The organism is Ferdinandcohnia jepli, assembly GCF_047246645.1.
GTDB lineage: Bacteria > Bacillota > Bacilli > Bacillales > Bacillaceae_L > Ferdinandcohnia.
Map to the genome: position 1 here is coordinate 27,452 of NZ_JBFOKR010000025.1, position 22,426 is coordinate 49,877.

19 protein-coding genes are annotated in these 22,426 nt (G+C 36.3%); 1 reads left to right on the forward strand and 18 read right to left on the reverse strand.

Translation table 11 applies throughout. The features are described from left to right. Positions 1 to 397: 397 nt before the first annotated feature. The 12 genes from coaE to citZ form a co-directional block, all read right to left on the reverse strand. The gene (gene coaE, locus AB3M96_RS21225; protein ID WP_412969606.1) at positions 398 to 1,000 is read right to left on the reverse strand and encodes a dephospho-CoA kinase; all 603 of its coding nucleotides are present in this window, start codon (positions 998 to 1,000) and stop codon (positions 398 to 400) included. Positions 1,001 to 1,215: 215 nt separating this feature from the next. Then, the gene (gene ytaF / locus AB3M96_RS21230; protein WP_412969607.1) at positions 1,216 to 1,860 is read right to left on the reverse strand and encodes a sporulation membrane protein YtaF; all 645 of its coding nucleotides are present in this window, start codon (positions 1,858 to 1,860) and stop codon (positions 1,216 to 1,218) included. 99 nt (positions 1,861 to 1,959) lie between these two features. Continuing rightward, positions 1,960 to 2,808, reverse strand: coding sequence for a DNA-formamidopyrimidine glycosylase (mutM, locus tag AB3M96_RS21235; RefSeq protein WP_412969608.1), 849 nt, complete (start codon positions 2,806 to 2,808; stop codon positions 1,960 to 1,962). A gap of 14 nt (positions 2,809 to 2,822) precedes the next feature. Next, entirely contained in the window at positions 2,823 to 5,450 is a 2,628-nt protein-coding gene (polA, locus tag AB3M96_RS21240) for a DNA polymerase I (RefSeq protein ID WP_412969609.1), read from the reverse strand. 149 nt (positions 5,451 to 5,599) lie between these two features. Continuing rightward, a complete protein-coding gene (gene hflC / locus AB3M96_RS21245) occupies positions 5,600 to 6,529 on the reverse strand; it encodes a protease modulator HflC (RefSeq protein ID WP_412969610.1) in 930 nt (309 codons plus the stop codon). Next, complete coding sequence (gene hflK / locus AB3M96_RS21250; RefSeq protein WP_412969611.1) at positions 6,522 to 7,499, reverse strand: FtsH protease activity modulator HflK; 978 nt, start codon at positions 7,497 to 7,499, stop codon at positions 6,522 to 6,524. The genes hflC and hflK overlap by 8 nt, the downstream gene beginning before the upstream one ends. 203 nt (positions 7,500 to 7,702) lie before the next feature. Beyond that, positions 7,703 to 9,139 carry a two-component system histidine kinase PnpS gene (gene pnpS, locus AB3M96_RS21255; RefSeq protein WP_412969612.1) on the reverse strand — a complete coding sequence of 479 codons (1,437 nt, stop codon included), beginning with the start codon at positions 9,137 to 9,139 and terminating at the stop codon, positions 7,703 to 7,705. Beyond that, complete coding sequence (locus tag AB3M96_RS21260) at positions 9,132 to 9,851, reverse strand: winged helix-turn-helix domain-containing protein (protein WP_412969613.1); 720 nt, start codon at positions 9,849 to 9,851, stop codon at positions 9,132 to 9,134. The genes pnpS and AB3M96_RS21260 overlap by 8 nt, the downstream gene beginning before the upstream one ends. 274 nt (positions 9,852 to 10,125) lie before the next feature. Then, a complete protein-coding gene (locus AB3M96_RS21265) occupies positions 10,126 to 10,602 on the reverse strand; it encodes a MaoC/PaaZ C-terminal domain-containing protein (RefSeq protein WP_412969614.1) in 477 nt (158 codons plus the stop codon). 124 nt (positions 10,603 to 10,726) lie between these two features. Further along, the gene (gene mdh, locus AB3M96_RS21270; protein WP_412969615.1) at positions 10,727 to 11,668 is read right to left on the reverse strand and encodes a malate dehydrogenase; all 942 of its coding nucleotides are present in this window, start codon (positions 11,666 to 11,668) and stop codon (positions 10,727 to 10,729) included. Between the two features lie 64 nt (positions 11,669 to 11,732). Further along, entirely contained in the window at positions 11,733 to 13,004 is a 1,272-nt protein-coding gene (icd, locus tag AB3M96_RS21275; RefSeq protein ID WP_412969616.1) for an NADP-dependent isocitrate dehydrogenase, read from the reverse strand. 99 nt (positions 13,005 to 13,103) lie between these two features. Continuing rightward, positions 13,104 to 14,222: a citrate synthase gene (citZ, locus tag AB3M96_RS21280; RefSeq protein ID WP_412969617.1), complete on the reverse strand. Its 1,119-nt coding sequence runs from the start codon at positions 14,220 to 14,222 to the stop codon at positions 13,104 to 13,106. Between the two features lie 580 nt (positions 14,223 to 14,802). Here citZ and ytvI point away from each other — a divergent pair. Continuing rightward, the gene (ytvI, locus tag AB3M96_RS21285; protein ID WP_412969618.1) at positions 14,803 to 15,918 is read left to right on the forward strand and encodes a sporulation integral membrane protein YtvI; all 1,116 of its coding nucleotides are present in this window, start codon (positions 14,803 to 14,805) and stop codon (positions 15,916 to 15,918) included. A 46-nt stretch (positions 15,919 to 15,964) separates the two neighbouring features. Here ytvI and AB3M96_RS21290 read toward each other — a convergent pair whose 3' ends face one another. The 6 genes from AB3M96_RS21290 to AB3M96_RS21315 all read right to left on the reverse strand — a co-directional run bounded on the left by AB3M96_RS21290 (position 15,965) and on the right by AB3M96_RS21315 (position 22,420). After that, complete coding sequence (locus AB3M96_RS21290) at positions 15,965 to 16,354, reverse strand: FxsA family protein (RefSeq protein WP_412969619.1); 390 nt, start codon at positions 16,352 to 16,354, stop codon at positions 15,965 to 15,967. Positions 16,355 to 16,523: 169 nt separating this feature from the next. After that, entirely contained in the window at positions 16,524 to 18,284 is a 1,761-nt protein-coding gene (pyk, locus tag AB3M96_RS21295; protein ID WP_412969620.1) for a pyruvate kinase, read from the reverse strand. 67 nt (positions 18,285 to 18,351) lie between these two features. Beyond that, entirely contained in the window at positions 18,352 to 19,311 is a 960-nt protein-coding gene (pfkA, locus tag AB3M96_RS21300) for a 6-phosphofructokinase (RefSeq protein ID WP_412969621.1), read from the reverse strand. Between the two features lie 379 nt (positions 19,312 to 19,690). Further along, positions 19,691 to 20,668: an acetyl-CoA carboxylase carboxyl transferase subunit alpha gene (accA, locus tag AB3M96_RS21305; RefSeq protein WP_412969622.1), complete on the reverse strand. Its 978-nt coding sequence runs from the start codon at positions 20,666 to 20,668 to the stop codon at positions 19,691 to 19,693. Continuing rightward, a complete protein-coding gene (gene accD, locus AB3M96_RS21310) occupies positions 20,662 to 21,525 on the reverse strand; it encodes an acetyl-CoA carboxylase, carboxyltransferase subunit beta (RefSeq protein ID WP_412969623.1) in 864 nt (287 codons plus the stop codon). Before accD ends, accA begins: the two co-directional genes overlap by 7 nt. A 289-nt stretch (positions 21,526 to 21,814) precedes the next feature. Then, positions 21,815 to 22,420 (reverse strand): FadR/GntR family transcriptional regulator, encoded by a 606-nt coding sequence (locus AB3M96_RS21315; protein WP_412969624.1) that lies wholly within the window; start codon positions 22,418 to 22,420, stop codon positions 21,815 to 21,817. Between the last annotated feature and the right edge of the window lie 6 nt (positions 22,421 to 22,426).

Genomic DNA, 22,426 nt, shown 5'->3' on the forward strand with positions numbered 1-22,426 from the left:
CGACCCAGAACCTACTCCATCCTTATTCTCGGTCGATTAGAACCCATCTTATCGACCCAGAACCTACTCCATCCTTAATCTCGGTCGATTAGAACCCATCTTATCGACCCAGAACCTACTCAATTCTTTTTCTCGGTCGATTAGAATCAATCTTATCGACCCAAAATCTACTCAATACCTATTCTTAGTCGATTAGGACAATCTTATCGACCCAAAATCTACTCAATACTCATTCTTAGTCGATTATAGAAACAATCTTATCGCATCAGAATCCCATTCTCTCCTATTTCTCGGTGGACAAGAACCTCCCCCATCATCCCGAACACAGTAACTCGCATCCAACAAAAAAAGCGCCCAAAAGCATAATACTTCTGAACACTCCATTTTATTTTTTAATTCAGTTGATTATTCCCCAACTTTTACATAGCTCTTCTAACTGAGCTTTTGTTTCCTCTATACTGCCATTATTCGTAATAACAGCGTCAGCAAGCGGAATTTTATCCTTTAAAGGCATTTGAGATTTAATTCTAGCTTCTGCGTCCTGTTTACTTAGATTATTTCGATTCATTAGACGTTCTAATTGAATATCATAATCAACATAAACAAGGAGAGTACGGTCCACTAAAGCAGTGAGCTTACTTTCGAAAAGCAATGGTATATCTAAGATAATCGCTTTTTCTTCATTTTCAATATGCTCTTGTTTTTCCTTTAGCATCTGTTTACGAACCGCGGGGTGTACAATTGAATTTAACACCAGCCGCTTCTCTTCGCTATAGAAGATAATCGAACCGAGTTTTGCTCGATCTATTGTTTTGTCAGGCAATAAGATATCCTCACCAAAGGCTTCTACAATTTGCTGGTATGCTTCTTGTCCGACCTCAACTACCTTACGGGCAATAACGTCAGCATCTATTAAAACAATTCCCATATCCTTAAACATGTTTGAGACGGTACTTTTTCCACTTGCAATTCCACCTGTTAGTCCAATCGTTAATGCCACGTACTTTTACACCTCTTTAGTGATACAATTAATTGTGCCTTGGCGTATTTGCGCCAGATTTTTTTCGGGCTTGCTCTCGACTATTTACTTTTATAAAAATCGAGGCATCCGCCGGGGGCTTTAACTTTATTCAGTCGGAGTTTGAACCCCGTCTGTATTGTATACTCTTGATTTCATCCCCATTTATAGAAGTATGAGGCTTCTTCTGAATAAAATTAAAACTTCCATATTCCTATTACAATAAGTAAAACCCCTGGTAAAAAAGAGAATTTCTTAACCCATTTAAACTTTGAAAAAATAGTTCCACTTTTGATACCAAGAAACACAAAAAGAGAACTCATAAAAGCAACTAATAATGCCATCATCCACGGGGAGAAGCCTAGTAATGCTGCTCCGATACCTGCTCCAAATGCATCTAACGAAAGAGCTAATCCGAGCATAAACGCTTCCAATCCGGTGATTGTTCCTGATTTATCAAAATCAGCAACCATTGGCTTTTTTAATATATTTATCACTAATCCAAGTGATTTTATTTCAACCTTCACTAACACTTTTTCCTCTTCTTCATTTGTTTGTTCAGTGGATTGTGATGATGGACGAAAAAACTGATACAACACCCATGCTCCTATTAGAACAAGCACAAGCCCTCCTAGCCTTTCTGCAATCTCTGGCGAGAGAAAAACAGCAATTGATTTTCCTAACCCCATTGAAGCCATTAAGATAACGGCTGAACAACAGGCAATTGTGATTATTGACTTAAAGGGAATTTGCATTTTTCGTATTCCATACGTAAAACCAACACTAAAGCTATCCAAACTAACTGCAAATGCTAATAAAATGAGTGATGCGAATTGGGACATATCAAAGAGTCTCCCTCCTATCATTTGCTACGATAGTATATGGAAGGAGCCTATCTCATGTGAAATGTCCGAATTCAAGATTAGATGAGGAAAACAACCTTACGATTTATTCTTTTTCTTCGGTTCTTTTTGACAAACCGGGCAGAAATGAGTACCTCTGCCACCTACAACTGTTTTTTCGATTTCAGTTCCACATCGCTTACATGCTTTCCCATTTTGAGCGTACACAAATAGCTCTAATTGGAACATACCTATTTCTCCTTGCGTATTTACATAGGAACGAATGGTACTACCACCTTTGTCAACAGCCTCTTGTAGTGTTTGAACAATTTCTTCATGTAGTTTTTTTATTTCTTTCTTTGTAAGCGAATTTGCTGGTCGTTCTGGATATATTCCAGCTCTATATAATGCCTCGTCTACATAAATATTACCTAATCCTACAACACTTGTTTGGTCAAGTAAGGCAACCTTTATTTTACGATTTGTTTTAGCTAGCTGTGTCTCGAGATAGCTCACAGTAAACTCTTTTGAGAATGGTTCTGGCCCTAATTGGGAGAGGGGAAGAACTAATTCTTCCTCTCCTTTCGCAAATAAGTGCATTGTCCCAAATTTTCTTACATCGCGATAACGCAGCTCTGTTCCATCTGTGAATGTAAAGAGCACATGGGTATGCTTATCATAAGGTTCAGATTGCTTGTATAAGCCATACCTTCCTTCCATTCGCAAGTGAGAAACCATCACATAATCATCTAATATAAATTTTAAAAATTTTCCTCGTCTCTCAACGTTATGAATGGTTTGACCATGAAGGGCGTCTGTAAACTGTTCAGCCTCTTCCGGTTTTTTTATCATTTTTGGCCAAAGTACTGTGACCTTATCTATTGTTTTTCCGTTAACAAGCTCAGTTAACGTACGCCTTACCGTTTCAACCTCTGGAAGCTCAGGCATTCAATCACATCCTTCTACTTTGCGTCGTACCACGTCTTTCCGTACGAGTAATCAACCTTTAACGGTACCTTTAATGAGATTGTGTTTTCCATAACATCAGGTACAATCTTCTTAAGTATCTCAATTTCTTCTTCCGGAGCTTCAAAAATTAATTCGTCATGCACTTGTAAAAGAAGTTTAGCTTGAAGCTTTTCATCTTTTAGTCTTGCTGCCATATCAATCATTGCTTTTTTAATGATGTCTGCCGCACTGCCCTGTATAGGCGTATTCATAGCTGTTCTTTCAGCAAAACTTCTAACATTAAAGTTTCGAGCAGTAATTTCAGGGATATATCGTCTTCTTTGTAAAAGTGTCGAAACATATCCTTTTTGTCTACACTCTTCAACAATCTCTTCCATATATTCTTTTACACCAGGGAAGCTTGCAAAATATCGCTCAATAAAACGCCCTGCATCTTTTCGTGTAATCCCAAGATTTTGAGATAATCCAAAATCACTAATACCATAGACAATTCCAAAATTAACCGCTTTTGCCTGTCTACGCATATTGGAGGTAACTTCATTTTCATTCACATGAAAAACGTCCATAGCTGTTTTAGTGTGAATGTCCAGATCATTTGAGAATGCATCAATTAGATTTTCATCGTTCGCGATATGCGCAAGTACTCGTAGTTCAATCTGAGAATAATCGGCTGCAAAGATTAACCAATCCTTGTTTGATGGAACGAAGGCTTGTCTAATTCTACGTCCTTCTTCAAGTCTAATCGGTATATTTTGTAGATTAGGATCAGTTGAGCTTAGTCTCCCTGTTTGCGTTAACGCTTGCTGGAATCTAGTATGAACCCTACAGGTATCTTCATGTACAACCTTTAATAAACCTTCAATATATGTTGATTGAAGCTTTCCAACTTGACGATAATGCAGGATATACTCAATAATTTCATGCTCTGGCGCCAGTCTTTCAAGGATGTCTGCAGACGTTGAATAACCGGTTTTTGTCTTTTTAAAAACAGGAAGCTGCAGCTTTTCAAAAAGAATAACACCGAGTTGCTTTGGTGAATTGATATTAAAGGCTTCGCCAGCTAATTCGTAAATTTTCTCCTCTAGTTCTTGTAGATGTTCTTTTAATTCTTCACCCATTGCTTTTAATCGCTCAACATCAACCTTAATCCCAATTGATTCCATATCTGCAAGTATTAAAGATAACGGCATCTCCAGGTCTGTAAACAAGTTATATTGTTCATTCTCTTGTAGTTCAGCTATAAACATGTCTTCTAATTTTGATAAAGCTATCGCTTTTCTAGCAAGATGTTCTGCAAGTACATCTTCTGTAGGAATGCTGCGTTTCGCACCCTTTCCATATACGGCTTCATCTGAATTTACATCTGTTATACCCTTTACTTTTGCTATGGCAGCTATATCTTCTGTAGAATCAGACGGATTTAAAATATATGATGCAATCAAACAATCGAAATCTGTTCCACGTAACTCGATTCCCTTCCAACGAAGAGCAACGATTGACTTTTTAGCATCATAGACAGTCTTTTTATTATTTTTATCTTTTGCCCATTTTTGAAAAGCTTCTGACTCCAATGCAAGCTTTGTAGAAATATAATAATTGCCGTTTTCATTCGCAATCGCAAATCCCTGTATATCTGCTTGATGGTAGCTTTCATCCAACACTTCAACAATTAGTGCTGCTTGCGAAGTAAGGATTTCATCAGTGAATTCTTGGACAATTTTAAAATCAATCTCTTCCAACGGCTTTTCCTCAGCTACTGGTCCTTCAATTTTATCCAGTAGAGAGTTAAAACCAAGTTCTTTGAAAAGCTTTGTTACCTGTTCACCATCATACCCATCATAAGCAATATCAGAAATATTGATTTCTACTGGTGCTTCACGATAGATAGTGGCAAGTTGTTTACTCATTAGAGCTTGATCTTTATGTTCCTCCAGTTTTTCTTTCAGCTTTTTCCCGCTTACTTTATCAACGGATTGTAAAAGTTCCTCCAGTGACCCAAACTCCTGTAACAATTTAATTGCCGTTTTTTCACCAACCCCTGGTACTCCTGGAATATTATCCGAATTATCACCCATCAATCCCTTCATATCGATGATACGTTCAGGAGTAATACCATACTTTTCCTGTATAAACTCTGGGGTATAAGAATCAACGTCTGTTATTCCTTTTTTCGTAATATCAACAGTCACATTCTCAGATGCTAGTTGTGTAAGGTCCTTATCACCGGAGATCACCTTCACTTCATAGCCTTCTTTTTCAGCCTGCAGTGAAAGTGTACCGATGATATCATCCGCTTCATAATTTGGTAATTCATATCTCGCAACCTTGTATGCATCAAGTAGTTCACGTAAAAAGGGAAATTGCTCTGAAAGCTCAGGTGGTGTTTTTTGCCTTCCACCTTTGTATTCACTAAAGGTACTATGTCTAAATGTTGTTTTACCAGCGTCAAAAGCTACTAGTATATGTGAAGGTTTTTCTTGTTCAAGAATCCTCATTAAAATCATAGTAAACCCGTAAATAGCATTTGTATGTATTCCCTTATCATTGTTTAATAATGGTAATGCGAAAAAAGCGCGATAAGCTATACTATTTCCATCAATTAAGACTATTTTTTTACTCAAATCTAGTCCTCCCTTATTTGTCGGCAACAACCAATTTCTTAGAAAAGTGTTTCGCTTATATGATAATAGAAAAAAGCCGTATTTTCCTACTGTTTATTTTAGCATGTAAAAAACAGAATGGAAAATAACGGCTATTTTTTTGTATCGTATTACTCAGTATATCCCATTAATAGCTGGGCATATGGAGAATCGGCAGGTAAGATAATAACTGTTTCTCCGTCAATTGTCTTTTTATAAGATTCTAGAGTACGGAAAAGATTATAGAATTCAGCATCCTTTGCGAATGCATCATTATAGATCCTAGCTGCTTCTCCTTCCCCTTGGCTTCGAATTACTTCAGCATCTGCCTGTGCTTTTGCAATTATTTCTTTAACTTCTCTATCGGTATTCGCTTCAATTATATTTTTCTCTGCGTCCCCTTTAGATAAGTATTCCTGTGCAGTTGATTGACGTTCTGAAATCATTCTAGTGAATACAGATTGTTCGTTTTCTGCTGGCAAGTCTGTACGTTTCATGCGAATGTCTGTAACAATTATTCCGTAGTTATCCTCTTTAAGGTTTTCATTTACGATTTCTGTAATTCTGTCATTTAAGCTTCCACGTGATGATTTTTCATCATTGATAATTTCATCATAATTAAGTTGACCTAGTTCTGTACGAATTGCTGAATACACAAATTCATCAAGCTTTGCCTCAGCATTCACAACCGTTCTTGTTTTAGCAATCATTTGCTTTGGATCTTCGATTTTCCATACTGCATAATTATCAATCATCATACGCTTTTTGTCTTTTGTATTAATCTCAGCTTCTTGAACATCATAAATCATTTGATATTTTGGTAGTGTCTCAACTGACTGGATAAATGGAATTTTATAGGAAATACCTGGTGTTGAATCAATTCTGACGACTTCCCCGAACTGACGTACTACCTTGTATTCCCCTTCTCTTACAATAAAGATATTTGCTATCAATATACCAATTATGATTAATAGTATGAGCAGGAAAATTCCGCCTTTAGTATATTTACCAAATTTAGAGGTTGCTGTTCTTTCATTCATATCCACAACATTTTCACTCACTCTTACCACTTCCTTCCGTCTGTACAGGTGGTACTTGCTGTTGTTGCTGGTTATCAGCTGGACGTATTGGTAAATACTTCATTGTATTTCCATCATCCTTCATAATATAAATGTCTGTATTTGGTAAAACTTCATCAAGAGTTTCTAAGATTAAACGTTTTTTAGTAATCTCTTTGTTCTTTGCATATTCAGTGTAAAGTGCATTGAATGTTGCAACATCTCCACGTGCCGCTTCAATACGTGCAGCTTTGTCACCTTCAGCTCTGGAAATTAATGCTTTCTTTTCTCCATCAGCTTCATTCATTTTCTGGTTTCTATATTTGTTCGCTTCATTAATTTTCGTATTCATTGTTTCACGAGCATCTGTTACATTCGTAAATGCCTTACGAACCTCTTCATTTGGCAGTTCAACGTCCTGTAACTTAACTGCAGTAATTGCTATACCAATATCATATTTGTCGACAAGATGTGTTAACAAGTCCCTTACTTCAGCCTCAATTTTAGCTTTTCCAGAGGTTAATGCATCATCGATTTTTGAACTACCTATGATACTTCTTAATGATGCTGATGTGGAATTGTAAAGAATTTGTTCTGGATCTTCTGAGTTAAATAGAAACTTAGAAGGGTCTGTAATTTGCCATTGAACAACTAAGTCTGCAAGAACAATGTTTTCATCACCTGTAATCATCTTTGTATCTTTAGGTATGTCGGTAATTTGTCCTTCTTTTTGTTCATATCCAAACTGTAAACTGAACGTCGTCTTTGGTAATTTCTCTACATCTTGAATTGGCCATGGCATTTTAAAATGTAATCCCGGCTCTGTAATACCTTCGTCTGCTTTACCAAAGGTTAATATAATTGCTTGTTCTGACTCATCTACTGTGTACCATGAAGTAAAAGCTACAGTACCTAATATTAGAACTAAAATAGATAGTCCTACAATCGTATAAATACGCTTTAAACTAATCATGTTCTCCCCCCTATTTTACTGCTACAGTGTTTTATACGGATATAATAAAAAAAGGTTTCAAAAAAACGTAAATAAAAAAAGACAAGGACACGTATGCCCTTGTAAAAATAATTTGGCCTTCTGGATGAAGGGGTTCTCAAATACATCATACGATTGGTTTATTAAGGAAATATGTACTAGTTGTTAACATTTTGTAAAGGAGCTTATGCTAGTACTTTCTTCAAACAAATCGTAACTGTTGTCCCTTCTCCAACCTTACTGTCAACTTGAACAGAACCCTCATGTGCTTCAATAATATGTTTCACAATCGCCAGCCCTAGGCCTGTTCCACCCGAGTTTCTACTTCTAGCTTTATCAACTCGATAAAATCTTTCAAATATTCTAGGGAGCTCTTTTTCATCAATGCCGATTCCTGTATCTACAATTTGTATCTTTACACGGCTATCATCATTCTCTATCTTTACAGTTACTTTTGCACCCTCACTAGAATACGAGATGCTGTTATTAATAACATTTATAAATACTTGTTTGAGTCGGTTTGCATCACCATCTATTGAGATTCTCTCATGGTCGTTCGTTACTAGTTCAAGTTCAATATTTTTCTCTGTAGCTTTCGCTTGGTGCATGAGTAAACTATTATGTAGCAATTCTCTAATATCCACTTTAGAGATTTGAAGATGAAATCCTTTATTCTCCATTTTTGATAAGTCTAATAAGTCCTGGATGAGTATCTGAAGCCTATTGCTCTCATTTAGGATAATCGTTAAAAATTCCTTCGATAAGTTCTCGTCGTTCATTGCACCGTCAAGTAAGGTTTCTGAGAACCCTTTAATTGATGTAATAGGTGTACGTAACTCATGAGAGACATTAGCTACAAAGTCTTTTCTCATTTGTTCAAGTCTCTTTAAATCGGAGATATCATGAAAAACGAGTGCGACTCCTTTCCATTCCTCATTCGCCCCCAAAATAGGAGCTCCATATACTTCAAAGTCTCGTGGTTCGTTCTTTATTGTTAGGTAAAGTTGCTTTCTAACATTTTTCTCAGTCATAAAAATTTCTTCAACTAATGAGACAACATCCCTTTGTTCAAAGGCATCATAGTATAGCTGTCCCTTTAATGCATCTTTATCCTTTTTAAAAACTTCACTAATAGTGCGATTGAAAATACTAATATATCCTTTACCATCAATGAATAGTAATCCGCTACCCATGTTTTCAATCAAAGTATGCAATCTATCATGTTGCATTTCATAGGATCTTGTCATGTTTTCAATATTTCTAGCAAGAATATTTATTGATTGACCGAGTTGACCTGTTTCAACAGTTGTGTCTTCATAAGTTCTCGCTTTATAATTACCGTTCGCAAGCTCATTTGCAGCTTTTGTTGCAGCCTCAATTGGTTTCGCGTAAATTGCAGTTATCCTAACTACAAGTGATAAAATAACAACTAAGGACAAACTTAAGCAGATAAAAAGTGTAATCCATATTTGTCCTGCTATTCTTTCAATTGCATATCCATGATGAAACCCATTTTCGATGAAATTAGTTATTAACTGATTTAAAACAAAGCCCAAAATGATAAAAACAACGACAATTAATGAAATAATTGCAAACAGAAGCCGAGAACGGAATCTATTCATTAAGCTTTGGCTCCTCTAATTTATAACCTAAACCTCTAATTGTTTTTATATATGCTGGTTTTTTTGTGTCTTTTTCTATTTTTTCACGTAAATGACTTATGTGAACATCCACAATCCGCGTGTCCCCGGCAAAATCGTAATTCCAGACTGCACTAAGAAGCTGATCTCGGGTTAATACTCTCCCCTTATTTTTCACCAGGTAGACAAGAAGTTCGAATTCTTTTGGCGTAAGTTCTAGGGCTTCTTCATGAAAATATGCTTCAAAATAGTCTGGTAAAATGCGCAGTGAGCCAATCGTAATTTGGTCAGCATTTCTATTAGCAACTGAATCACTATCTACAGTTGCCTGTGTTCTACGTAGGATCGCTTTAACTCGTGCGACTACTTCTCTAGGACTAAATGGTTTAGTCATATAATCATCTGCTCCAAGTTCAAGACCTAACACCTTATCAAACTCATCATCTTTTGCAGTAAGCATGAGGATAGGAATGTCTACTTTTTCTTGTCGAAGTTGCTTACAGACTTCAATTCCATCTAGCGTAGGCAACATCAAGTCAAGCACGATAAGGTGCGGCTTCTCCTCAATAGCAAGCTCAAGACCCCGTGCACCGTCCATTGCAGTAATCACCTCATACCCTGCCTGCTGCAGATTATATTGAAGTAATGTAATAATCGATTGTTCATCCTCTACAACCAGTACTTTTTTCTTCATAGTTTCCTCCATCTAAAAAAGGTAAACCCCAACATCGTTTTCTCTCTATATGTTCATTATAGAATAACGTTCCCATTCTTACCAAGTTGTTTGTTTAGTAGTGAGTTATAATAATTACTAGTTCATCGATTAAATGATTTACTGAATATAATAAAAGACTCAATATTTTCCTCTTTATACCCATAACGAGAGTAAGCAATTTCTTTACTTATACATTGGCCTTTGAAAGAAGTTACACTTAATAATGTAAAAAGACCCGGCAGCCGCCGAATCTTTAAAAGTTCTCTAATATAGTTCCATCCATTGGGACGATACGGTGTGGAGGACAAACAAGTAGTCTTCCTTCTAACACCTTCGATTCATCCTCATCAGTTGCATTTACAACAATTTCCACTGTATGGTCATGCGAATTTATTTTTGTGATCTCAAATAAAAATTGGATCGTTGCATAATGATACAATGGCTTAATGAATTCAATCTCTTGTTTTAAGATGTGGCTACCAGGCCCTGGTAGATACTTTGATACTGCTGCTGTGATTATGCCTGTTAGCATAATAGAAGGTACAATCGGCTTTTTAAAAGGTGTTTGAGAGGCGTAGTCGTGTTGAATATATAATGGGTTCGCATCATTTGTAAGCCCCAAATAAAGAAGTAGATCCTTGTCTTCTATTTTTTCAGTTAAGCTTAGCTTTTCACCAACAGATATTTCTTCAATCTTTCTACCCAATTTTCTTTTTTTCCCTAATAACATGAAAAGATGAGCACCTCCACTATTAAGAAAGCGATTTCATTTGTATGTACAAAAGATTCGGGGATGGCCCCGAATCTTTGTTTACTATTTTTCTAGGCTCGGCAACAGCCGGAATTTTTTTATCCTAGACTAGAATATTCATTACGTTCTTTACTGATTCTGCAGATTTTGCAAGTTCTGCTCTTTCATTTTCAGTAAGTTCTAATTCGATAATTTTTTCAATACCATTAGCACCTAAAATTGTTGGTACACCTAGGTAAATACCGTTAAAGCCATATTCACCTTCTAAGTATGCAATCGCAGGTAACACGCGACGTTGGTCTTTTAAGATAGCTTCTACCATTTCTACTAGAGATGCTGCAGGAGCGTAATAAGCACTACCATTCCCTAATAGATTAACGATTTCTCCGCCACCTTTACGTGTCCGTTCGACAATTGCATCGAGTCGATCCTTTGGAATTAATGTCTCTAGCGGGATGCCACCTGCATAAGAGTAACGAACAAGTGGAACCATGTCATCTCCGTGACCACCTAGTACAAATCCAGTGATGTCTTTAACAGATAGGTTTAATTCTTGAGCGATGAAGGTACGGAAACGAGCTGTATCTAATACACCAGATTGGCCAATTACACGGTTCTTTGGAAAACCACTCTCTTGAAACACGGTATAGGTCATAGCATCAACAGGGTTTGTTAATACAATGATATAACTGTTTGGAGAATATTTTACAATTTCTTGAGCAACACTCTTCATAATTTTTTGATTGGTTTGAACAAGGTCATCACGGCTCATACCAGGTTTACGTGCTATCCCAGCTGTGATTACAACCACATCTGAATCTGCAGTATCTTCGTAATTAGAAGTACCTGTAATATTTGCATCAAAACCTTGCACCGGACCAGCTTCCAACATATCAAGAGCCTTACCCTTAGTAGGATTTTCCATCTGTGGAATATCTACTAATACCACATCACCTAGTTCTTTTTGAGCTAAAAGAAATGCAGTAGTTGCACCAGTAAATCCACTACCAATAACTGATATTTTTTTACGTTTAAATTGACTCATTTAATGAACCTCCTATCCTTAGTAAGAGACTACCCTTACACAGGGTAGCCACTTTTCTCACTTATTAACCTAGGTTCTTAATTAACTCATCAGCAAACTCAGAACATTTCACTTCAGTAGCACCATCCATTAGACGTGCGAAGTCATATGTTACAACTTTAGATTCAATTGTTTTTTCCATTGAATTCATAATTAAGTTAGCTGCTTCATTCCAACCAAGATGTTCAAGCATTAATACTCCAGATAGTAATACTGATGATGGATTAACTTTATCTAAACCTGCATACTTTGGAGCAGTACCATGTGTTGCTTCAAAGATTGCATGGCCAGTTTCGTAGTTAATGTTTGCACCAGGTGCAATACCAATTCCACCTACTTGTGCTGCTAATGCATCAGAAATGTAGTCACCATTTAGGTTCATAGTAGCCACAACATCAAATTCACGTGGACGAGTTAGAATTTGTTGTAAGAAGATATCAGCAATCGAATCTTTTACAATGATTTTTCCTGCAGCTTCAGCATCAGCTTGTGCCTTATTTGCAGCATCTTTACCTTCTTCTTCAACAAGACGATCGTATTGAGCCCAAGTGAATACTTTATCACCAAATTCTTGCTCAGCAAGCTCGTAACCCCAGTTTTTGAAAGCTCCCTCAGTGAACTTCATAATGTTACCTTTGTGAACTAGAGTCACAGATTTACGGCCTTGTTCAATTGCATAATTAATAGCTGCACGTACAAGACGTTTTGTACCTTCTTCAGATACAGGCTTAATTCCAATACCAGAAGTTTCAGGGAAACGGATTTTATTAACACCCATTTCATTTTGTAAGAAGTTAATAAGCTTTTGAACTTCTTCTGAACCTTTTGCATATTCAATACCAGCATAGATATCTTCTGTATTTTCACGGAAAATGACCATGTCAGTATCTTCTGGACGCTTAATTGGTGAAGGTACACCTGTGAAGTAACGTACAGGACGTAGGCAAGTGAATAAGTCTAATTCTTGACGTAGTGCAACGTTTAAAGAACGGATTCCTCCACCAACTGGTGTAGTTAATGGCCCTTTTATAGCAATTATGTATTCACGAATAACATCTAATGTTTCTTCTGGTAACCATTCACCTGTTTGGTTAAACGCTTTTTCTCCTGCTAAAACTTCTTTCCATAAAATTGCCTTTTCGCCATTATATGCTTTTTCAACAGCTGCTTCTAATACACGTGAAGCTGCTGCCCAAATATCAGGACCAATTCCATCTCCTTCGATGAAAGGAATAACTGGGTTGTTTGGTACGTTTAATACACCATTTGAAACTGTAATTTTTTCTCCTTGAGTCACTAGAATTACCTCCTAAAATTTATAAGAAGAATTTCAGAGGATAAAAATACCCTCCGAAATTTCTATCTCGTACGCTTCGTTTTTATTATACAGATTTTTTTATCCTCTTTGCTCAATCGGTACATATTTTTGCATACCAGGTCCTGTATATTCCGCACGCGGACGGATTAAACGGTTATTTTCATATTGTTCTAAAATATGAGCTAACCATCCTGAAATACGGCTAACAGCAAAAATCGGAGTAAATAAATCATGGTCAATACCTAAGCTATGGTAAACAGATGCTGAATAGAAGTCAACATTTGGTGGTAATGGTTTTGAACTTGTAACGATATCTTCAATCTTTGTAGACATCTCATACCATTTTGGCTCACCAGTAATTGTTGTTAATTTTTGAGACATAGCTTTTAAGTGTTTCGCACGTGGATCACCTTTGCGATAAACTCTGTGTCCAAAGCCCATGATTTTCTCTTTATTAGCTAACTTATTATTAATATATGTTTCAACATTATCGACTTCACCAATTTCAGTTAACATTTTCATAACTGCTTCATTTGCACCACCATGAAGTGGTCCCTTTAATGCACCAATTGCTGCAGTTACACCTGAATAAATGTCAGATAGAGTTGCTACGCATACACGAGCAGTGAATGTTGATGCATTTAATTCATGATCTGCGTGGAGTACTAATGCCTTATTAAAAGCTTCCTCAGCAATTGCACTTGGTTCTTCACCAGTTAACATGTATAAGAAATTAGCAGCAAAGCTTAAATCTGTACGTGGTGCTACTGGTTCCAGTCCTTTACGTACACGAGAGAATGCAGTAACGATAGTCGGTAGCTTAGCTTGTAAACGAATTGCCTTTTGATAGTTTGCTTTTTCATCCATTACATCCGCTTCTGTATCATATAGACCAAGAAGAGAAACTGCAGAGCGAAGAGCTCCCATTGGATGAACCTTATCAATTGGATATGTTTTAAAATGATTGAGTACTTCTTGAGGAAGACTTGCGTTTTCAGCAAGTTGTTGCTTTAGTTCAGCTAACTCCTCGTTGTTTGGTAATTTGCGATGCCATAGTAAGTATACAACTTCTTCAAAACTAGCATTTTCAGCTAAATCATCGATATCAAACCCTACGTACGTGAGTGTATCATCAATGATTGAACTAATTGAAGATGTTGTAGCTACAATACCTTCTAGACCCTTTGTTGCTGTCATAAGACCCTCTCCTTTTTTGAAAATTCCCCATACCCCTATGAATTTTTGGAGTAAAATGAGCGACCGCTCAAAATCATTACATTTATTTTTGATAAATCTATCGATTGAATTTCACAAAAGTAAATGCTTTCATTTTTGAGTTTTTGCTCATAACGTCACATAATAACAATATAATATTGTGACAATAAAAAAATAATGCTATGCAAGTGATAAAAAATATGTAGAAAATTTGTAACTCCTAGATTCCATTATAAACAATTATCAGATTTTTGTGAATCAAAAGAGACAAATTAATCTCTAAAAAATATTATCACACAAAAACTTTTTTGTAGATTAATTTTTCTCCTACGGAATTCCAATAGATTAAGGAATACTAAAAACAAGCCACAAATGACTAATTTTCCCGATTCGTGCAGTATTTCGACGAATTATTTTCACTTGCTACTATAACGTATAATATCACAAAAAAGATTTTTTCTCCATTATTGGAAACTTTAATCTGTATTTCTATGTATTGCTTTCCAACTTTTACTAAAGGATGTAAAATAAAATATAATTAGTTCCTTTGGGAGGTAAAAGTTTGAATATTAATTATGTGTATAGCTTTTTGCGCTTTCTACTAGTTGTGGTTCTACTCGTTATTGGTTTAGTACTATCTTACTTTCTATTTAAGCTTACCTATCCTTTCATTTTTGCTTTATTAATTGCTTTTTTAATAAATCCTCTTGTGAACTTCTTTGAAAATAAAGGGAGAATGCCACGTGGAATTGCTGTTTTCATAGGAATTATCCTTGTATTTGCATTCGTCACCGGTCTATTGACTTTATTAATTGCAGAAATTATCTCTGGAGCCAATTATCTAGCAAATGAGGTCCCTCAACATTTTGAAAAACTAGTTATCTATTTCGAGAATCTAATTGTCGGTCAGATTATTCCTTTCTATGAAAGATTAACAAATGTTTTTGACAATCTTGAACAAGGTCAGCAACAAACGATTATGGATAATATAGGAAATGTAGGGAGCACAATAGCAACAAATGTGGGTGAATTTATTAAAGCTTTTCTTGAGAATATACCAAAGTTCTTAGGGTGGCTACCAAATGCAGCAACTGTAATTGTATTCTCATTACTAGCAACCTTTTTCATTAGTAAGGATTGGAACAAATTTATAGGCTACGGTCGTAAATTCATCCCAGTTAAAGCAAGAGAAAGCGGAAAGTCTGTGTCTGAAGAACTAAAAAAGGCATTATTTGGTTTCATTAAAGCACAGCTAACACTTATTTCTATAACAGCAGGAATCGTATTAGTTGGCTTGTTGATCCTTCGAGTAGATTATGCAATAACGATTGCATTATTAATCGGACTCGTCGACCTTCTACCTTATTTGGGGACAGGGCTGGTATTTGTCCCTTGGATAATCTATTCCGCATTTAGCGGGAATCTTCCTTTAGCAATTGGATTGGGCGTTTTATATTTAGTGGTTATTGTTCAAAGGCAAGTCATGGAACCTAAAATAATTTCTTCCAGCATAGGGCTAGACCCTCTTGCTACGTTAATTTCATTATTTGTCGGCTTCCAGTTGTTTGGATTTATTGGTTTAATTATTGGTCCTGTAGCTCTGGTAATTATCCGAACATTATATACTACAGGTGTTTTTAAGGATATATGGGGATTTATCTTGGGGAAACATGCATAAATTTTAGTAAAAGGCATTCCAGTATCTGGAATGCCTTTTAAATTTGCTATCTACGTATCACCGTAAATTGTCCTCTATCAATCAATCTTCTAATGATCTTACCTATAAATGGCTTCAAAAGTTTTCTAGTATTAGGCAGTAATAGAAAGAATCCCGTTAAGTCTGTAATAAAACCAGGAGTTAATAGTAATACAGCGCCGACTAAAATGCATATACCATCAATAATCGCATCTCCTGGTACTTGACCATAACTCATTTGATTTTGTGCCCTTCTTAACGTTTCTAACCCTTGCTTTTTAGCAAGCCAGGCACCGGCAACTCCTGTTAAAATAATGAATAAAATTGTAATTGGTACTCCTAATGTCTTACCTGACAAAATAAGAACTCCAATTTCTATAGCAGGTACAATTATAATTAGTGCAAGTAACAGTCTCATATATTCCCCTCCGACCAAGGTAAGCTTTCTCTCTATTATACGTAATTAGTACAACCTGTAAAACTAAAAACATTCAGAAAATATGGCGAAGACCGTTAATACTTGATTATTGGCTAGAATTTCTTTTTCTATGTAAAAAAGAGAAGGGGGTTCCTTCTCTTTCAAAAACTTATAGTACGTTTGCATGCCCTTCATATATAATTCCGCGAGCAGAATCAACAGTAATATCTTGTCCGTCTCTTAAAAGAGATGTTGCATTTTCTACACCAACAATTACAGGGATACCTAGGCTTAGGCCGACAACAGCCGCATGGCTAGTAAGTCCACCCTCTTCTGTAATAAGAGCAGCTGCTGTTTCAAGTACTTTTACCATGTCACGATCTGTTGCATTTGTAACAAGGATTGCACCATCATACATTTTTGATTTAGCTTCATCACTTGTATTAGCAACAACAACTTTACCAAATGCTGATTTTCTGCCAATTCCTTGGCCCTTTGCAATGACATCACCAACAACATGAATCTTCATGATGTTTGTTGTACCACTTTCTCCTACAGGTACTCCAGCAGTAATTACTACTAAATCACCTGGTTTAATAATTCCAGTATTTAATGCTTCCTCAACTGATATTTCTAGCATTTCATCAGTAGATCTTGCTACATGACCTGTTCTTGGATAGACACCCCATACAAGTGCAAGTTTTCTAGTTGTTGATTCATTAGCTGTTACTGCAATAATAGGAGCTTTTGGTCGATATTTTGAAATCATTCTTGCTGTATGTCCACTCTCAGTTGGTGTTACAATTGCTGAAACAGCTAAATTAAGAGCTGTATGTGCTACTGATTGACCAATTGCATCTGTGATAGTCGTACCAGAGATTTTACTACGTTGTGCTAAAATATCACGATACACTAATGCAGTTTCTGCACGGGAGGCAATATTGTGCATAGTTTGAACTGCTTCAACAGGATATGAACCTGCTGCAGTTTCACCAGAAAGCATAATTGCATCTGTACCATCAAAAATTGCATTCGCAACATCACTTGCTTCAGCACGTGTTGGTCTCGGATTACGCTGCATTGAATCTAACATCTGTGTAGCAGTGATTACTGGTTTTCCAAGTGCATTGCATTTTTTAATTAGTTCTTTTTGAACAAGTGGTACTTCCTCTGCAGGAATCTCAACACCTAAGTCTCCACGGGCAACCATTAATCCATCAGAAACCTCAAGGATTTCATCGATATTGTCAACACCCTCTTGGTTTTCAATCTTTGGTATGATTTGGATTGATTCACCCTTGTTTTCTTCTAGTAATTCACGGATTTCAAGTACATCAGATGCACGTCGAACAAAAGATGCTGCAATGAAATCTACATCCTGCTGAATACCGAAAATAATATCCTTCGCATCTTTCTCAGTAATACCAGGAAGGTTTACTTTTACTCCTGGAACGTTAACACCTTTTTTATTTTTTAATGTTCCAGTATTTAAAATTTTTGTAAGGATTTCTCCTTTGCTTTGATCAATTTCCAATACTTCTAATCCAATTAAACCGTCATCAAGTAAAATACGTGAGCCAGGTTGTACATCTTGCATTAACCCTGGATATGAGATGGAGAACTTTTCAGTAGTTCCAACTACCTCATTCATAGAAACGATGATCGTAGATCCTTCTACTAATTCGATAGCACCATTTTCCATAGTATGAGTTCTGATTTCTGGTCCTTTTGTATCTAAAAGAATTGCTACATTTTTCCCAGTAATTTTTGCAGCCTCTCTGATGTTCTTAATACGTGCTCCATGTTCTTCAAAATCACCGTGCGAGAAATTTAATCTTGCTACGTTCATTCCAGCTTCTATTAAAGAAGTTAGTTTTTCAACACTTTCACTTGCCGGCCCAATTGTACATACTATCTTTGTTTTTCTCATTATTTATATTTCCTCCTCATACACAATCGCTATTGATAGCGATGTAACACATTACCTGTTTTGCGAATTAGATAGATAATTCTTTTGAAAGTTGATACATATCCTGTTCAACAGTATGTTTCTTGTCTAGAACTTCTAAAATATCATGATCTACTAAGGTATTCTTTTGGATACCTACAGCTCGTCCGCCTCTACCTTCAAGTAAAAGTTCAACTGCTTTTGCACCTAATCGACTAGCCAGTACTCTATCAGTTGCAGTTGGAGAACCGCCACGTTGGATATATCCAAGTACACTTACACGTGTTTCAAGGTTTGTAGCTTCTTGTATTTTCTTACCGAACTCCACTCCGCTGCCAACACCTTCTGCAACAACAATAATACTATGTTTTTTACCACGATCATGTCCACGTTTTAATCTTGCAACAACGTCTTCCATTTCGTAGTCAGCTTCAGGAATTAAAATTGTTTCAGCACCACCAGCAAGGCCTGACCATAATGCTAAGTCCCCTGCATGTCTCCCCATAACTTCTATTACATATGTACGTTCATGTGAAGTTGCTGTATCACGTATTTTATCTATAGCATCTATAACAGTATTTAGCGCTGTATCGAAACCGATTGTAAAGTCAGTACCAGGAATATCATTGTCAATAGTTCCAGGGACACCAACACATGGGAAACCATGCTCAGTTAATTTCTTAGCTCCACGATATGAGCCGTCTCCACCAATAACAACTAAGCCTTCTATTCCGAATTTTCTTAACTGCTCAATGCCTTTTTTCTGGCCTTCCTCAGTTTTAAATTCTTCACATCTAGCCGTATAGAGCATTGTACCACCACGGTGAATAATATCACCTACATCCCCAATTTCTAACTTCTTGATTTGACCACTAATTAGTCCAGCATAGCCTTGGTATACACCATATACCTCCACATCGTGGTAAATCGCTTTACGAACAACTGCACGAATAGCCGCGTTCATACCTGGTGAATCTCCACCACTTGTTAACACACCGATTCTTTTCATACTAACACCTCAAACTCTTGTTTAAAATATATTGAAGTTCTATGGAAATTGCCCATTATGTAAACAATTAAACCCATTACCTCTTATTATTGTTCTACAATATGTATAAAAATAACACGTAGAATTTATTAAAACAACTAAGTAGCCATATTTAAAATATTTTGAATCTGTAGGAAATTTCACCTAAATCCTTATTTTAAAAGGTTTTTATAAGAGTATGTAATTCTGCCATTTTATTATGTAATAAAAAGTTCATATTTAATATGTTGTGTGAACGAATAAAATCTCCATTTTTATCAAAAAAAGGAAAACGTGCACCTCATAGTAGAGGAACGCACGTCCATTCATTATTACAAATAAGCACAATTAGTAAATTCTTTTATTGCACTCCAATATAATCTTCAGCCTCACTAAATTGACCAATTTTCTTATATTTCATGTAACGCTGTTGAATAAGTTCTTCCTTTGTTAATTTTAGAAGATCTTCAAGCGACACACGAAGGACATTATCAATAGAAGCAGATTGGGACGCAACATCACGATGCGCTCCACCCTTTACCTCAGGAATAATTTCATCAACAATACCGAGTTCCTTCAAATCAGGAGCAGTTATTTTCATAGATTCTGCAGCTTTTCTTGCAAGCCCTGAATCCTTCCACAATAATGCAGCAGCACCTTCTGGTGAAATAACGGAGTAAGTAGAATTTTCCAGCATGTGAATATGATTTCCAACTCCTAAAGCAAGAGCTCCACCACTTCCACCTTCACCAATAACGATGCAAACAACAGGCACTGTTAGGCCAGCCATTTCAAACAAGTTTTTGGCAATTGCTTCACTTTGACCACGTTCCTCAGCTGCCTTACCAGGATATGCGCCTTTTGTATCTATGAAACATATAATTGGTCTATTGAATTTTTCAGCTTGTTTCATTAATCGAAGTGCCTTTCGGTAGCCTTCAGGATGTGGCATACCAAAATTTCTTTTAATATTTTCTTTCGTATCCTTACCACGTTGATGACCTATTACAGTTACAGATAGTCCATGATATTTTGCAATTCCACCGACTATCGCAGCATCATCACCATAAAAGCGGTCACCGTGACATTCAAAAAAGTTTGTAAAAATGCGTTCAATATAATCAAGTGTAGAAGGTCTCTCAGGATGACGAGCAATTTGAACACGGTCCCAAGGCTTTAAATTTCCGTATATATCATTTTCTAATTTATTTAGTCTCGTTTCTAGTTTAGCTATCTCATCGGATAAATCAACGTTAGCATCTTTTGTAAACGCCTTTAACTCGGTGATTTTCTTCTTTAATTCTACTACTGGTTTCTCGAATTCTAGTTCTCCTACCAATTTACAGCACCTCCATCCTGGTGAATATCTAGTATATTAGCTAAGATATCTCTCATTTCATTACGATGGATAACGGCGTCTAATTGGCCATGCTTTAATAAAAACTCAGCAGTTTGAAAATCTTCTGGCAGTTCCTCACGTATCGTCTGTTCAATGATCCTTCTTCCTGCAAAACCTATTAATGCTCCAGGCTCTGCAAAGTTATAATCACCTAAAGACGCAAAGCTAGCTGAAACTCCTCCAGTTGTAGGATGAGTCATAATAGATATAATGAGCCCTCCTTGATTACTTAAAAGCTTTAAAGCTGAGCTGGTTTTAGCCATCTGCATAAGACTTAGAACGCCTTCCTGCATTCTTGCTCCTCCAGAGGCTGTAAAAATAATAAATGGAACCTTCTCTTCCATTGCCTTTTCGATAGCTCTCGTGATTTTTTCTCCTACGACAGAACCCATGCTTCCCATTCGGAAACTAGCATCCATAATCGCTAGAATAAATCGATTGCCGCTAATTTTGCCTTCACCTGTAACGACTGCCTCATTAATTTTTGTCTTTTCTCGGTCCTTCGCTAATTTCTCTAGGTAGTCTGGAAATCCAAGAGGGTTTTCAGAAACAAGTTCTTTATCAAACTCAACAAATGACCCTTCATCAAGTAAGCTTTCGATTCTTTCATAGGCGGTCATTTGATAGTGATAATCACAATTCATACATACTTTATTGTTTTTGTTCAATTCCTTTGTATACATGATCTTTTTACAACTAGGACATTTACTCATGATTCCTTCTGGGACATCTGCTTTCGCTTGTTCAGAGGGAATAGAAGCATATTTTTTCTTTTTCACAAAAAAATCTTTTAACAAAAAGGAACCTCCTCACATTCCATTGACTGGCTTTTTTCGACTTATAACTAAGGACATGGATTTTATAGACTTTTTCTTTCGTTTTACAGTCTTGACAATATTGATTACTTTACAAAAAACACTAGTTGTACATCCATTCCTTTATCTCAACTTGAAGGACTACTTTAAAAAAAACAAGTAAATAAAAACCTATCTATCCCCTTCGTTGCCAAAAAAGCATGTACTTATACTTTACTGAATGTTCTCTTCTTTTTTTGTTGGAATATGTCAACAATTAAACGACAAATTTCTACTGTGTCATTCTATCGTATGCAGCAAGAGCCTTTCCAACATCACTCGAGAGTAAACCTTCGAGTAAATCTTCAAGTAGTTTTGGAGAAATTTGCTGCGATTGTTCACCATAAACAAGTTTTGCATACTCATTTATAACAATCCAAATCCGTTTTAATAGTCGATTATCTGTTGCATCAATTATTGCCTTAATAAGATATTCCTCTTTATTTTCGGCATTTTTAAAATTAACCTCAAGTTCATTCTTCGTTGACTCAGTCATTTTTTCACAGGCTAATTCAATACAGGTTTTATCTAATAAATACTTAGTTTCTACGAGGTCTTCCTTTGTTTTTTCACCCTGAATAATAAAGGTACCCAATATATCAATTAACTGATGATCTCCAAAATCTTTTAGGAATGTTCCCTCTCCTCGCCTTGTTTCAATTAATCCTAATAATTCAAGAGAACGAAGGGCCTCCCTTACCGAGGAGCGTCCCACTTTTAAACGGTCAGATAGTTCGCGTTCAGAAGGTATTTTATCTCCTGTTGTAAGTCCGTCTTCCTGTATAATTGATCGAATTTGATTTACAATTCCGATATATACTTTACTTGATGATGTCACAATATC

Excerpts from the sequence above, each read along its gene's own strand:
- ytaF (WP_412969607.1), bottom strand. The coding sequence starts at position 1,860 with ATGTCCCAATTCGCATCACTCATTTTATTAGCATTTGCAGTTAGTTTG.
- mutM (WP_412969608.1), bottom strand. The coding sequence starts at position 2,808 with ATGCCTGAGCTTCCAGAGGTTGAAACGGTAAGGCGTACGTTAACTGAG.
- hflK (WP_412969611.1), bottom strand. The coding sequence starts at position 7,499 with ATGATTAGTTTAAAGCGTATTTATACGATTGTAGGACTATCTATTTTA.
- pnpS (WP_412969612.1), bottom strand. The coding sequence starts at position 9,139 with ATGAATAGATTCCGTTCTCGGCTTCTGTTTGCAATTATTTCATTAATT.
- AB3M96_RS21260 (WP_412969613.1), bottom strand. The coding sequence starts at position 9,851 with ATGAAGAAAAAAGTACTGGTTGTAGAGGATGAACAATCGATTATTACA.
- AB3M96_RS21265 (WP_412969614.1), bottom strand. The coding sequence starts at position 10,602 with ATGTTATTAGGGAAAAAAAGAAAATTGGGTAGAAAGATTGAAGAAATA.
- mdh (WP_412969615.1), bottom strand. The coding sequence starts at position 11,668 with ATGAGTCAATTTAAACGTAAAAAAATATCAGTTATTGGTAGTGGATTT.
- citZ (WP_412969617.1), bottom strand. The coding sequence starts at position 14,222 with ATGACAGCAACAAAGGGTCTAGAAGGTATTGTAGCTACAACATCTTCA.
- AB3M96_RS21290 (WP_412969619.1), bottom strand. The coding sequence starts at position 16,354 with ATGAGACTGTTACTTGCACTAATTATAATTGTACCTGCTATAGAAATT.
- pyk (WP_412969620.1), bottom strand. The coding sequence starts at position 18,284 with ATGAGAAAAACAAAGATAGTATGTACAATTGGGCCGGCAAGTGAAAGT.
- pfkA (WP_412969621.1), bottom strand. The coding sequence starts at position 19,311 with ATGAAAAGAATCGGTGTGTTAACAAGTGGTGGAGATTCACCAGGTATG.